Genomic DNA, 12,687 nt, shown 5'->3' with positions numbered 1-12,687 from the left:
GCATGCCCGGATCCGACTCCCCGGATCCGGCCACTTCCAGGAGGACATGCATGGCTGGCAAGGCGTACCTCGTCGGTGTCGGGATGACGAAGTTCGAGAAGCCCGAGACCCGCGAATGGCAGTACTGGGACATGGCGAAGGAGGCAGGCTCCAAGGCGCTCGCCGACGCCGGGATCGGCTACGAGGCGGTCGAGCAGCTACCGGTCGGCTTCTGCTACCAGGCCTCGACGGCGGGCCAGCGCGCCGCCTACGAACTGGGCCTGACCGGCATCCCCGTCTACAACGTCAACAACAACTGCGCGACCGCCTCGACCGCGCTGATGATGGCGCGCCAGTTCGTCGAGGCCGGGATCAATGACTGTGTCATGGCGCTCGGCTTCGAGAAGATGAAGCGGGGCGCGCTGGGCGGCGGCGCGGACAGCGGCGATTTCCGGACCTCCCCGGTGGCCCGCCACTACGGCGTGATGGCCGCCGCCCACGGCTTCGAGATGACCCCGCCCACCGCCCAGATCTTCGGCAACGCGGCCCGTGAACACATGGAGCGCCACGGCACCACCGCCGAACAGCTCGCCGCGGTCGGCGCCAAGAACCACCGGCACTCCGCCCACAACCCCCACGCCCAGTTCCAGGACGTCTACACCGTCGAGGACATCCTCGCCGCCAGGACCATTCACCGGCCGCTGACCAAGCTGCAGTGCTCTCCGACCTCCGACGGTGCGGCCGCGGCCGTGGTCGCCTCCGAGCGGTTCGTCCGTGAGCACGACCTGGCCGACCGGGCGGTGGAGATCGTGGCGCAGGCCATGACGACCGACACCGAGGAAAGCTTCTCCTCCGGTTCCTGCATCGATGCCGTCGGCAAGCCCATGACACGGGCCGCTGCCCGGCAGGTGTTCGCGGCCTCCGGCCTCGGCATCGAGGACGTCGACGTCATCGAGCTGCACGACTGCTTCTCCATCAATGAGTTGCTGACCTACGAGGCCCTGGGTATGTGCGCGGACGGGGAGTCGGGGAAGCTGGTCGCCGACGGTGCCACGACCTACGGCGGCCGCTGGGTGGTCAACCCGTCCGGCGGCCTGATCTCCAAGGGGCATCCACTGGGCGCGACGGGGCTGGCGCAGACCGCCGAGCTGGTCTGGCAGCTCCGCGGCACGGCGGGGGAACGGCAGGCCCCAGGTGCCCGGGTGGGCCTGGCGCACAACATCGGGTTGGGCGGCGCCGCGGTGGTGACCTTGCTGCGCAGGTGATCTTTACGGCTGAGCCGGAGTTTTCGTGCCGGGACCGGCAACTGGGCCCTTGATGTGGGTAGTTGGCCCACTGGGGGCCCTCTCACCCCCTAGGGGCCCGCCCCTACGGCCCCGGCCTCCCCTGGCCTCCCGCCGCTTCCCCTGACCTCCCGCGGCCTCACCCTGCCGCCCGCCCTGCCGCACACCCCTGCCGCCCGCCCTGTGCCCCGCCCCGCGGTCGCGCCCCCTCGCCGGGGCCTCCGTCCGGCGACCTAGGCCTCCGGTCAGGTGGCTTGTGCACCGATATACCGATGCGGGAGGCAAGCGGCGAATGCGAGCATGGGCGGCATGCCGCCGATAGCCGCCCCCGCCACCATGCCCGAAACCACGCGCCGGACGGCCGCACCGGCCTGGCTGGTGATGCTGCTGGTGTGTGCGGGGCAGTTCCTGGTCGTCCTGGACGTCTCCGTCGTGAACGTCGCCCTGCCCGCCATGCGGACCGGCCTGGGCCTGAGCGAACTGGGCCTGCAGTGGATCGTCAACGCGTATGTGATCACCTTCGCCGGCTTCATGCTGCTCGGCGGCCGGGCTGCCGATCTCTTCGGCCGTAAGCGGGTCTTCGTCCTCGGGCTGGCGCTGTTCACCGTCGCGAGCCTGGGCGGCGGGCTGGCCCAGCAGCCCTGGCAGCTGATCGCGGCCCGGACGGTCCAGGGCGTCGGCGCCGCCGTGCTCTCACCGGCCACCCTCACGATCCTCACCACGTCGTTTCCGCCCGGTCCGGCCCGTAACCGAGCCATCGCCACCTGGACGGCGGTCGGTGCCGGCGGTGGCGCGGTGGGCGGTCTGGTCGGTGGGGTGCTCACCGAATACCTGTCATGGCGCTGGGTGTTGCTGATCAACGTCCCGGTCGGGGCGCTGGTGCTGACCGGTGCGGTGTGGTGGCTCACCGAGAGCCGGCAGGGCGCCGGGCGGCGGCTGGACGTGCCCGGCGCGGTGCTGGTGACCGCCGGGCTCGCGCTGGTGGCGTACGGGATCGTGCAGACCGAGACGGACGGCTGGGCCTCGGCCTCCGCTCTGCTGCCGCTGGCCGCCGGGCTGGTCGTGATCGCGGCGTTCCTGGCCGTCGAGACGCGCGCCAAGGCTCCGCTGATGCCACTGGGGCTCTTCCGGGTGCGCTCGGTCTCCTCGGCGAACGCGGCGATGGTGCTGGCCGGCGCCGCGATGTTCTCCATGTGGTACTTCCTGTCGCTGTACGTGCAGAACGTGCTGGCCTACCGCCCCCTGGAGGCCGGGCTCTCCTTCATCCCGCACTCGCTCTCCATCGTGCTGGGCTCCAAGATCGGACCGCGGCTGATGAACCGGGTGGGTGCCAAGACCCTGGCCGTCACCGGTGCGGTGATCTCCGCGTCCGGTATGGCGTGGCAGGGGACGATGGACGTCCACGGCACCTATCTCGGCACGATCCTCGGCCCCGGCATCCTGATGGCCCTGGGCGCCGGGCTGACGGCGACGCCGATCGCGGCGATCGCCACGTCCGGCGCCGACCCCGCCGACCAGGGGCTGGTCTCCGGCCTGATCAACACCTCCCGCCAGATGGGCGGCGCGCTGGGCCTGTCGGTCCTGTCGACCATCGCCACCTCCCGTATCGCGGCGGGTCACGGTGGTCCGAAGGCCCTGGCGGACGGTTACGGTCTGGCCTTCCAGGTCGGCTCCATGATCCTGCTGGGCAGCATCGTGCTGATGGTCCTCGCGCTGCCCCGGCGACGCGCGGACGCCGCCCACGGCTGAGCTGCCCGCGGCTGAGCCACCCATGGCCGAACCGGCCACCGCCGAGCCCCCCCCCGCGGCCGAGTCGGCCGCGGGGCCCTCCGGCCCGCTGCCTCCCCCTACAACCAGCCGTTCCGTCGCGCCGCACGCACCGCCTCCATGCGGTTGCGGGTGCCGGTCTTGCCGATGGCCGCGGAGAGGTAGTTGCGGACGGTGGCCTGGGAGAGGTGGAGTTTGGCGGCGATATCGGCGACCGTGGCGCCGTCCACGGCGGCGGCGAGGACATCGCGTTCGCGCTGGGTCAGGGGGTTGGGGCCGGCGCTCAACGCCGCCGCGGCGAGGCCGGGGTCGATGACCCGCTCGCCGGCGAGCACCCGGCGGATCGCCGCCGCCAGTTCCTCCACCGGACCGTCCTTCACCAGGAAGCCGGACGCACCGGCCTCCATCGCGCGGCGCAGATAGCCGGGGCGGCCGAAGGTCGTCACGATCAGCACCTTGCACGACGGCAGCTGTGTGCGCAGGTCGGCCGCGGCGTCCAGGCCGCTGCGACCGGGGAGTTCGATGTCCAGGAGGGCGATGTCGGGGCGGGCGTCCAGGGCGGCGGCCACGATCTGATCGCCCGCCGCGACCTGGGCCACGACCTGCATGTCCTCCTCCAGGTCGAGCAGCAGCGCCAGCGCGCCCCGCATCATCCCCTGGTCCTCTGCCAGCAGGACCTTGATCACCTGGTCAACTCCTCCACGTCCGCCGTATCACCCGTGCCGACCGGCAGTTCTGCCGTGACACGGAAGCCGCGCCGGCCGTCCGGGCCGCTGCGCAGGGTGCCGCCCGCCGCGGCCAGCCGCTCGGCCAGCCCCTTCAGCCCGGTGCCGCCCACCGGTCCCGGAGGGCCGGCCGGCGCCGTGCCGTCCGGCTCGCCGGAGCCGCGCGCGGGCTCCGGGCGGCCCGTGCCGTCCGGACCGTGCGTACCGCCCGTAGCGCTCAACTCGTCCCGTACCCCGGAGCCGCCCGGATCGCCGCCGCCCGGATCGCCGCCGCCCGGTTCGCCGCCGTCCGGATCGCCCCCGCCCGGGCCGCTGCCGCGCCCGGGGACGCGGTCGCGCAGCCAGGACAGGCCGGGGGCCGGGGCAGCACCGGAGCTTACGGGACCGCGGCCGTCGTCCGTGAGCGTCAGCCGTACCCGCTCCTCGTCGGCGTGGACGTCGATCTCGCAGCGGGTGGCACCGCTGTGCCGGACGGTGTTGGTGACGCCCTCGCGGACCACCCAGCCCAGCAGCGCACCGGCCTGCGGGGGCAGCGGCGGTCCCGCCTGCCGTACGACGGGTTCGATACCGGCCGCCTCCAGCACCGAACGGGCCCGGTCCAGCTCGGTGGTCAGGCTGCCCTCGCGATAGCCGGTGACCGCCTCGCGGATCTCGGTCAGGGCCTGCCGGCCGACCGCCTCGATATCGGCGGCCTGGGCGAGCGCCGCGTCCAGATCGCGCGGGGCCAGCCGGCGCACCGCCTCGGCCTTGACCACCACCACGGACAGGGTGTGCCCCAGCAGGTCGTGCAGATCGCGGGAGAAGCGCAGCCGCTCCTTTTCGACGGCGCTGCGGGCCAGCTCCTGGCGGGTGGTGTTCAGCTCCTGGATGGTGTCGAAGAGGCTGAGGACCGTGGCCGTCACCGTGCCGGACAGGAAGGTGCCGTATCCGATGCCGAACGAGCCCCATGGGTGGGGGCCGCTGTGCCAGCCGACCAGATATCCGGCCGTGCCGCTGAGCGTGATCAGCCAGAGGGCGAGCCGCTTGCCGCGCAGGGCGCGGACCGTGCCGGAGGCCAACGACAGCAGCGGGAAGAACAGGAACCAGTTGCCGCCGAACCCGAGGGCGATGGCGAAGGTCACGGCGGTCAGCAGGCCCAGGGCGTACAGCGGACGGCGGGAGTCCCGCAGCCGCGGGTTGAAGGACGACCAGACGACGCTGATGTAGAGGGAGTTGAAGGCGAGCAGCCCGAGACCGGCCAGCCAGGGATTGCCCGTCTTGCCCTGGATGACGTTGGAAAAGGCGCCCAGGCCCATCAGCAGCCACGGCAGGAAGGCGTACTTGCCCGGCCCCCGGTCCGTCTTCCTGCCCGGGCGCTTCGGCCGGCACGTGGGGTCGCCGGCGCCCTCCGCGCCGCCGGGCTCGCCGCCGCCGGGCTCGCCGTCACCGGCGGCCCGCTGCTTGCTGTGCTGCACTGTCACTTCCCCGGTCTGCACCATCGTCGATCACACCGTTCGTGCGGCCCGACGGTACGCGTACACCGCATATCCGCCGAAGAGTGCCAGCCAGGCGGCCAGCACCGCTACTGTGCCCAGGCTCGGAGCGCCGCCCTGGGTGACGCTCTGGCCGAGTGCGGCGAAGCGGTTGCCCGGGGTCCAGGACGACAGCGAGCGCAGCCAGCCGGGGAACAGCTCGGCCGGGAACCACAGGCCCCCGATGATCGACAGCAGCAGCATGCAGCCCGTGTTGACCATGCCGGTGGACTGCGCGGAGAGACGGTAGCCGTTGCCGAGGCCGAGCAGGGTGAAGGGGGCGGTGCCGATCCACAGCAGCCCGGCCAGCGCGGCCCACTGCCAGGCCGGCATCCGGACGCCGTTGACCAGCGCCCCCACCAGCAGCACGGAGGCGATGGCCGGCAGTACCGTCACCGAGCCGGTCAGCCCACGGCCCACGACCACCCGTATCGGGCTCAGCGGGGTGATGCGCAGCTGCCGCAGCCAGCCCAGCTGTTTGTCCTCGGCGACGCCCGTGCCGGTGCCGATCGCCGCGCCCAGGGCGCCGTATGCGGCCATGCCGACCATCGACGCGGTCTTCCACTCCATACCGGCGCCGCCGGGGCCCGCACCGATGTTGGTCATCAGCACATACATCAGCACCGGCATCCCGATGCCGAAGATGACAAAGCCCCGGTCGCGCAGGGTGCGACGCACTTCGAGGCGGACGTAGTCGAGCATCACGCAAGCTCCTTCGCGGACCGGGTGGCGGCGGCACGTGCCGGGGTGTGGCCGGCGGTGTTGCCGGAGGTGAGGGTGAGGAAGGCGTCCTCAAGGCCGGTGGGGGTGACCTGCAGCGCGCGGACGAGCCCGAGCCCGGCCAGCGCCACGACGGTCGCGTCGGAGTCCGTGGTCCGCAGCAGTGCGCGGTCGCCACGCACCTCCATGGCGCTCACGCCGGGCAGCTCGGCCAGCGGCCCGGTCGCCGCGCCCGCGAGATCGAAGGAGACCAGCGTGCCGCCGGCCCGCCGCTTGATCGCCTCGCCGCTGCCGTCGGCGACCACCCGGCCGCCGTCCATCACCACGATCCGGTCGGCGTGCTCATCGGCCTCCTCCAGATAGTGGGTGGAGAACACGATGGTGTTGCCGCGGCGGGCGTACGCGCGCATCGAGCGCCAGAAGGCGCGGCGTGCCTCCACGTCCAGCGCCGCGGTCGGCTCGTCGAGCACCAGCAGCTCGGGGTTGCCGGCCAGCGCCACCGCGAAGCGGACCCGCTGGGCCTGCCCGCCGGACAGCCGGTCCACCCGCCGCCCGCCGAATTCGCCGAGGCCCGCCAGCTCCAGGGCCTCGGTGACCGCCATGGGGCGGGGGTAGGTGGCGGCGACGAACGTGATCAGTTCGCGGACGGTGACCCGCGGAAGGGGCTTGCCGTCCTGCAGCATGGCGCCCACCCTGCCCGCCCGCACGGCCGTCTCCGGGGTGCCTCCGAACAGCTGCACCGAGCCCCCGCCGGGCGGCAGCAGCCCCAGCAGCATGGTGAGGGTCGTGGACTTCCCCGCACCGTTGCGCCCGAGCAGCGCCACCGTCTCGCCCGCCGCGATCTCCAGGTCCAGCCCGTCCACGGCCCTGACCGCGCCGTAACTCCGGGTCACCCCGGAGAACGCCACCGCCGCGGCGCCGCCTGTCGTGTACGCAGTGCTGACCGGCTCTTTCGCCCGTGCCATGCCCACCCCCGCCTCTCGTTCGATGTCTATGACGTTACGGAGAGTTTCCGCGGGGCGATAGAGGCGAATGTGTGTGATCCGCCCTGACAAATGTCACGGTCAGGCGGGGCGGGAGTGCGGTGGCGGGCATGCCGGCGTGCGGGATCCGAGGAGACCCGAGGCGATCCGAGGAGAGCACTGCGAATCCCCGAGCGGACCTGACACAGCGTCAGGGGGCTTCCGGGCGTGGAGCGGATCGGCTATACATGGGAGCCATCGGCTAGAACGCGTTCTAGACGTGCGAGAGGCATGCCGGCGGAGCGCGGCCGCGCCGACCAGGTACGACCCCGGCACGGTCGACGGTGCGGACGGCCGGGCCGGGGTCTTCGCAACGTGGTGAAGGAGCAAGCAACCCCATGCCCATCGACGCCGCCAAGGCCACCTCCGCCGAGCCGCGGACCACCGAACTCGCCTGGGACCACAAGGACGTCCAGCTCTACCACCTCGGCATCGGAGCCGGCGCGGCCACCCCGGAGAAACCTCACCCCGCCACCGACCCGGACGAACTGCGCTACACCCTGGAGAGCGCACTGCACGTCCTGCCCGCCTTCGCCACCGTCGCGGGCGGGGGAATGGCCCTCGCGGGCGGGCTCTCCGCCCCGGGCATCGACGTCGACCTCGCCGCGGTCCTGCACGGCGGCCAGACCGTCACCGTGCACCGCGCCCTCCCGGTGAACGGCCGCGCCGCCCAGACCTCGTCCGTCCCCGCCGTGTACGACAAGGGCAAGGCGGCCGTCATCGTGCTGCGCTCCGAAGTCGCCGACGACGACGGGCCCTTGTGGACCTGCGACACCCAGATCTTCGTCCGCGGCGAGGGTGGCTTCGGCGGCGACCGCGGCCCCTCCGCCCGCCTCGACCTCCCCGACCGCGCCCCCGACCTGCGCACCGAACGCCACATCCGCCCGGACCAGGCGCTGCTCTACCGCCTCTCCGGCGACTGGAATCCGCTGCACGCCGACCCCGGGTTCGCCAAGCTCGCCGGTTTCGACCGGCCGATTCTGCACGGGCTGTGCACCTACGGGGTGACCCTCAAGGCCGTGGTCGACACACTGCTCGGCGGCGAGGTGGCCCGTGTGCGGTCGTACGCCACCCGTTTTGCCGGGGTGGTCTTTCCGGGGGAGACGTTGCGGATCGGCCTGTGGCAAGAGCCCGGCCGGATCCAGGTGTCGGTCACGGCCGCCGACCGCGACGATGCGCCGGTGCTGGCCGACACCGTGGTGGAGCACAGCTAGGGAGACAGCCACAGGGAGGCACCCCTGGGGAGACGCCCAGTAGCGAGTGCCGTCCGGGGCGTGCCGTGCGCCCCGGACGGTCCGGGCGGGGGCGGGATTGCCGTACGTACGAGAGGAGTCGTGACATGCGCGCAGCCGTACAACACGAGACAGGGCAGGACAAGCTCGAAGTCCTCGACGACGTCGAGGCGGTGGGATTCGGCCCCGGCAAGGTGAGGATCAGGATCCGGGCGACCGGTCTGTGCCACTCCGACCTCTCGGCGATGAACGGGGTGCTGCCGCAGCCCGCCCCCTTCGTCCCCGGGCACGAGGGCGCCGGCGAGATCCTCGACGTCGGCGACGGCGTCACCGGGCTCGCCCAGGGCGACCGCGTCCTGATGTGCTGGCTGCCCGCCTGCGGCAGCTGTCCGTCTTGCAAGCGCGGCCAGACCCACCTGTGCCTGGCCGGGTTCATGAACGCCGGTACCCCCAACTTCCGGCGGGCCGGCGGCGACGTCTTCGGCTTCGCCGGCACCGGCACCTTCACGGAGGAGGTCGTGGTCGCCGCCAACTGCGCGGTCCCCATCCCGGACGACGTTCCGTACGAGATCGCCGCGCTCATCGGCTGCGGCGTCACCACCGGGCTCGGCGCCGCCCTCAACACGGCGAAGGTGGAGGCCGCGTCCTCGGTCGCGGTGATCGGCTGCGGCGGCGTCGGCATCTCCGTCATCCAGGGGGCGAAGGCGTGCGGCGCGGCCCAGATCATCGCCGTCGACCCGGTGCCCGCCCGCCGGGAGGCCGCGCTGCGCTTCGGCGCGACCGAAGCCGTCGCCCCGGAGGAGTTCGCCGACGCCAAGGCCCGGATCACCGCGGGGGAGGGCTTCGACTACGTCTTCGAGGTGGTCGGCAAGTCCGCCACCGCCCGCACCGCCTACGAGATGACCCGGCGCGGCGGCACCCTGTGCGTGGTCGGCGCGGGAGCCATGGACGACACCTTCCAGGTCAATATGTTCGAGCTGTTCTTCGACGAGAAGCGGATCCTGCCGTCCCTGTACGGCGGCGCGGACGTGCTGCGCTCCTACGAGCGGGCCATCGCCCTGTGGCGGGCCGGCCGGATCGACCTCGAAGGCCTGATCACCCATCGCGTCCGGCTCGCCGAGATCAACGACGCGCTCGACCAGATGCGCTCCGGGACCTCGCTGCGTACCTGCATCGAGATCTGAGGCACGCCCGCACGGCGCGCACGGTCGCGCCGGCACCTCGTTCGCCGCACCGCACCCCCACCGCACCGCACCGCACCCCCACCGCACCCCACCGCGCTCCATTCGCACCCCACCGCACCCCACCGCGCTCCGAGAAGACTGGAGAGGACAGGAATGGCACAGCCACTGGAGGGCCTGACCGCGATCGTCACCGGTGCCGGGCGCGGCCTGGGCCGCGCCGAAGCCCTTGAACTCGCCCGCCTCGGCGCATCCGTCGTGGTCAACGACTACGGGCAGCCGGGCCGCGACGGTTCGGGCGAGGCCTCGGCGGCGCCCGCCGAGGACGTCGCCGCCGAGATCCGTGCGGCGGGCGGCCGCGCCGTCGCCCACCTCGGTGACGTCGCCGACCACGATGACGCCTGCGCCCTCGTGCAGCTGGCGGTCGAGACCTACGGACGGCTCGACATCCTGGTCAACAACGCGGGCATCCTGCGCGACCGGATGGTGTTCTCGATGACCGAGGACGAGTGGGACTCGGTCATCCGCGTCCACCTCAAGGGTCACTTCAACACCACCCATTTCGCGGCCGCCCACTGGCGCGAGCGGGCCAAGGCGGCCGGCGGCCCGGTGCACGGCCGGATCATCAACACCTCCTCCGAGGCGTTCCTCGCGGGCTCGGCGGGGCAGCCCAACTACGCTGCGGCCAAGGGAGGCATCGTCGGCCTGACCACCTCCACGGCCCTGGCGCTGGGCAAATACGGCGTGACCACCAATGCGATCTGCCCGCGCGCCCGTACCCGTATGACGGAGGACGTCTTCGCCGGCTTCCCCGCGCATCCGGGGGGCCGGGAGTCCGGGGAGGGCCGCGAGGGCGGGGAAGGCGGGCTCGATGTGCTCGCGCCCGAACATGTCGCGCCGCTCGTCGGCTATCTCGCCTCGCCGGCCGCGGCCCGGGTCAACGGCCAGTTGCTGGTCGTGCACGGTGGCATGGTCGCCGTCGCCGAACGCCCGCGGATCGCGGCCAAGTTCGACACCACCAAGGATCTCTTCAGTTTCGAGGAGCTGGATGAACTGCTGACCCCGTACTACGCGCAGCGCCCGCCGGACGAGACCTTCGCGGCGGCCGAGGTGCTGGCTCTCAAGCACGACTGACCCTCCGCGCGGCGCACCGCGCGCAACGGCCGTGGTGCACCGCGCGCACGGCCGCGGCGCACCCCTGCACAACGGCCGTGGCCGCCGCCCGCGACGATGCGGTGCGGCGGCCACGGCCGTTCGTACGGGTCGGCGGGCAGGACTCGCCGGACCGGCCTTACGCGCCCTGCGGCTGCTTGTCCCGGCGGTGCCGGCCATGGGCGGCGGAGTCGGACTCCTCGGCGGCGGCCGGACCACGGTGCTTGCCGGAGCTTGCGGCCTCGGCGGCCTGGGCGGATGCCTCCTGGGGGCGCGCCTGGGTCGTGTCGGTTCGGGCTTCGGACATGGAAAGAGTCACTCCGTCAGATTGCTTACGGCTGTACGCGTCGGGACCTCGCCCGACGACCGCCAGGCTGACCCGAGCGGCACTGTCGGTGGCCGGTCAACCGGCTGCGCAGCCCCCGTCCGAAATTCTAACGGGGCCGAAAATCGCGCTCCACCGGGTCTACCGGGCTGCCTGAGGTGCCTGTTGCAAGGGAACTGGCCTGCACATTCCAGGATGTGGGGGAAGGTGACGCGGTTCCGCGGGCGCGGACCGGGGTTGTGCAGATGCTGTGGAGCGGTTGTCGGTATCCGCCGCATCCAGGACAATCCTCCCGCCGCTCCCGGTAGCCGCCACGGCCACCGCCCCGGAAGGCACGCCCTGCGTCCCCTGTGCCCCCTGCGTCCCCTGCATCCCCTCTGCCTCTTGCGCCGACTGCACCTCTTGCGCCGGCTGCACCTCCTGCACCGGCGGTTGCTGCTCCACCGGCGGCTGCGCCTGTACCGACCGCACGCCTTGTTCCTGCGGCTCCACCGGCCGCCCCGCATGCTCCGGCGGCTCCACCGGCCGCCCCGCATGCTCCGGCGGCTCCACCGACCGCCCCGCATGCTCCGGCGGCTCCACCGGCCGCCCCGCATGCTCCGGCGGCTCCGCCGACCGCCCCGGCCCCGCCGGCCCCGCAACACCCGCCGGCCCCATACTGATGCGCGCCAGTCCGCACGGCTCCGCCCCCGTCGCGTACGGCAGCAGCAGTTCGCCGGCCGCCGTCCACAGACCGGCCTCCGCCAGCCACCCCTCCGGCGCCGGGAAGTGCCGCAACTGCCGCTCCGCGGGCCGCCAGACACCCAGCCACGTCCCGTTTGCCGCGGCCACCCGGAACGCCACCGCACAGCTCTCCGGCGCCAGCATCTGTCCCGGCTGCATCGCGAACGGCGTGAGAGCCGCCTGCGCGGGGCGCAGGCACTCCGGGAAGCGCACCGGCAGACTGCTGCCCAGTACGCACCAGCCCAGCCGGTCGTGCCCCGGGGCGTCCGACCGTACGAGCAGCAGCCCGCTGTCCGGATCGGCGAGCAGCAGCCGGTCGTTGCTCTCCTCGGTGATCTGCAGCAGCGGACCGGTCTCGCCGCCCCGCTCCAGATCGACCACCACGGTCTTCGTCCGGCCGTCCGTCTCCCTGTCCAGGGCCAGCAGCCGGCCGCCGCGGTCCAGCCAGACACCCCCCGTACAGCGTCCCGGGATCCGGGCGACCCGCTCGGGGCCGTCCGTACCGCCGTGCAGCAGCCACAGGGTGGTCCGGTGCGCCTCGGGGGCCAGGGCGTAGCCCCGTTTCCCGCCGGGGGCGGGTGGCAGCAAGGTCAGCTCGGGGGCGTGCACGGCGCCCAGCAGGAGTTCACCGGTGCCGGGGCCCGCCGGGTAGAGCAGGGAGACGGCGAAACGGTCGGCGACCCGACGCAGGATCAGCACCCGGCCGTCCGCGAGCGGCAGCAGCGCGCTGTCCGGCTCCTCGGGCTGGGTGCCCTGCAGTGGTACGGCGTACGGCTCGGGGCCGCCCAGCGTCCAGCGCTCCGGAAACCAGCTCCCGGCGGCGTCGTCGTGACGGGCGAGCCGGGCGGCGTACGAACCGTCGGCGGCGATCGTCAGCGCCGCGCGGTGCGTGCGGTGGGTGCGGTGCGCGTGGTCGCGCATGTCCCGCATGTCCCGCGCCCTGGCGTCCTCAGTGGCACAGATCGTCATCGCAAGGTCACCTCCAGTCGGCAACCGAAGCTAGTTTTCGCACGTCCGGCCGATCGCCGGGAGGTGCCACACTTCACGCATAAGGGTGGCGAATGTCC

The 12,687-nt window shown here is 72.8% G+C and carries 10 protein-coding genes and 1 pseudogene; 5 read left to right on the top strand and 6 right to left on the bottom strand.

The window, feature by feature from the left end:
* Positions 1 to 50 precede the first annotated feature (50 nt).
* The gene (locus tag ACGFR7_RS13645; RefSeq protein ID WP_393317505.1) at positions 51 to 1,244 is read left to right on the top strand and encodes a lipid-transfer protein; all 1,194 of its coding nucleotides are present in this window, start codon (positions 51 to 53) and stop codon (positions 1,242 to 1,244) included.
* A 318-nt stretch (positions 1,245 to 1,562) separates the two neighbouring features.
* The gene (locus ACGFR7_RS13640; RefSeq protein ID WP_393317503.1) at positions 1,563 to 3,011 is read left to right on the top strand and encodes an MFS transporter; all 1,449 of its coding nucleotides are present in this window, start codon (positions 1,563 to 1,565) and stop codon (positions 3,009 to 3,011) included.
* Between the two features lie 98 nt (positions 3,012 to 3,109).
* Here the strand turns inward: ACGFR7_RS13640 and ACGFR7_RS13635 are convergent, their stop codons facing one another.
* Genes ACGFR7_RS13635 through ACGFR7_RS13620 form a run of 4 tightly spaced genes read right to left on the bottom strand, consistent with a single transcriptional unit; the run spans position 3,110 to position 6,950 of the window.
* Positions 3,110 to 3,715 (bottom strand): response regulator, encoded by a 606-nt coding sequence (locus tag ACGFR7_RS13635; protein WP_393317500.1) that lies wholly within the window; start codon positions 3,713 to 3,715, stop codon positions 3,110 to 3,112.
* On the bottom strand, positions 3,712 to 5,232 hold the full coding sequence (locus ACGFR7_RS13630) for a histidine kinase (protein WP_393317497.1): 1,521 nt from the start codon (positions 5,230 to 5,232) through the stop codon (positions 3,712 to 3,714). The genes ACGFR7_RS13635 and ACGFR7_RS13630 overlap by 4 nt, the downstream gene beginning before the upstream one ends.
* 6 nt (positions 5,233 to 5,238) lie before the next feature.
* Positions 5,239 to 5,967: an ABC transporter permease gene (locus tag ACGFR7_RS13625; RefSeq protein WP_393317494.1), complete on the bottom strand. Its 729-nt coding sequence runs from the start codon at positions 5,965 to 5,967 to the stop codon at positions 5,239 to 5,241.
* Positions 5,967 to 6,950 carry an ABC transporter ATP-binding protein gene (locus ACGFR7_RS13620; RefSeq protein WP_393317491.1) on the bottom strand — a complete coding sequence of 328 codons (984 nt, stop codon included), beginning with the start codon at positions 6,948 to 6,950 and terminating at the stop codon, positions 5,967 to 5,969. The genes ACGFR7_RS13625 and ACGFR7_RS13620 overlap by 1 nt, the downstream gene beginning before the upstream one ends.
* A gap of 395 nt (positions 6,951 to 7,345) precedes the next feature.
* Here ACGFR7_RS13620 and ACGFR7_RS13615 point away from each other — a divergent pair, with 395 nt between their 5' ends.
* The 3 genes from ACGFR7_RS13615 (at position 7,346) to ACGFR7_RS13605 (ending at position 10,554) form a co-directional block, all read left to right on the top strand.
* Positions 7,346 to 8,221 (top strand): MaoC/PaaZ C-terminal domain-containing protein, encoded by an 876-nt coding sequence (locus tag ACGFR7_RS13615; protein WP_393317488.1) that lies wholly within the window; start codon positions 7,346 to 7,348, stop codon positions 8,219 to 8,221.
* A gap of 125 nt (positions 8,222 to 8,346) precedes the next feature.
* Positions 8,347 to 9,423: a Zn-dependent alcohol dehydrogenase gene (locus tag ACGFR7_RS13610; RefSeq protein ID WP_393317485.1), complete on the top strand. Its 1,077-nt coding sequence runs from the start codon at positions 8,347 to 8,349 to the stop codon at positions 9,421 to 9,423.
* A gap of 153 nt (positions 9,424 to 9,576) precedes the next feature.
* A complete protein-coding gene (locus ACGFR7_RS13605; protein ID WP_393317482.1) occupies positions 9,577 to 10,554 on the top strand; it encodes a 3-oxoacyl-ACP reductase in 978 nt (325 codons plus the stop codon).
* 157 nt (positions 10,555 to 10,711) lie between these two features.
* On the opposite strand, the gene ACGFR7_RS13600 is transcribed toward ACGFR7_RS13605, so the two are convergent.
* Positions 10,712 to 10,879, bottom strand: coding sequence for a hypothetical protein (locus ACGFR7_RS13600; protein WP_393317479.1), 168 nt, complete (start codon positions 10,877 to 10,879; stop codon positions 10,712 to 10,714).
* A gap of 495 nt (positions 10,880 to 11,374) precedes the next feature.
* A pseudogene (locus ACGFR7_RS13595) lies at positions 11,375 to 12,550 on the bottom strand (hypothetical protein); the annotation flags it as partial.
* Between the last annotated feature and the right edge of the window lie 137 nt (positions 12,551 to 12,687).

The sequence above is a fragment of the Streptomyces sp. NPDC048516 genome, from assembly GCF_043199875.1.
Lineage (GTDB): Bacteria > Actinomycetota > Actinomycetes > Streptomycetales > Streptomycetaceae > Streptomyces.
Note: the sequence above shows the minus strand (reverse complement) of the source record. Positions and strands in the feature narration are given on the sequence as shown.

What these genes read in the sequence shown, in the direction of transcription:
- ACGFR7_RS13600 (WP_393317479.1), bottom strand. Translation starts at nt 10,879, where the DNA reads ATGTCCGAAGCCCGAACCGACACGACCCAGGCGCGCCCCCAGGAGGCA.
- ACGFR7_RS13640 (WP_393317503.1), top strand. Translation starts at nt 1,563, where the DNA reads ATGGGCGGCATGCCGCCGATAGCCGCCCCCGCCACCATGCCCGAAACC.
- ACGFR7_RS13605 (WP_393317482.1), top strand. Translation starts at nt 9,577, where the DNA reads ATGGCACAGCCACTGGAGGGCCTGACCGCGATCGTCACCGGTGCCGGG.
- ACGFR7_RS13615 (WP_393317488.1), top strand. Translation starts at nt 7,346, where the DNA reads ATGCCCATCGACGCCGCCAAGGCCACCTCCGCCGAGCCGCGGACCACC.
- ACGFR7_RS13645 (WP_393317505.1), top strand. Translation starts at nt 51, where the DNA reads ATGGCTGGCAAGGCGTACCTCGTCGGTGTCGGGATGACGAAGTTCGAG.
- ACGFR7_RS13620 (WP_393317491.1), bottom strand. Translation starts at nt 6,950, where the DNA reads ATGGCACGGGCGAAAGAGCCGGTCAGCACTGCGTACACGACAGGCGGC.
- ACGFR7_RS13625 (WP_393317494.1), bottom strand. Translation starts at nt 5,967, where the DNA reads ATGCTCGACTACGTCCGCCTCGAAGTGCGTCGCACCCTGCGCGACCGG.
- ACGFR7_RS13610 (WP_393317485.1), top strand. Translation starts at nt 8,347, where the DNA reads ATGCGCGCAGCCGTACAACACGAGACAGGGCAGGACAAGCTCGAAGTC.
- ACGFR7_RS13630 (WP_393317497.1), bottom strand. Translation starts at nt 5,232, where the DNA reads ATGGTGCAGACCGGGGAAGTGACAGTGCAGCACAGCAAGCAGCGGGCC.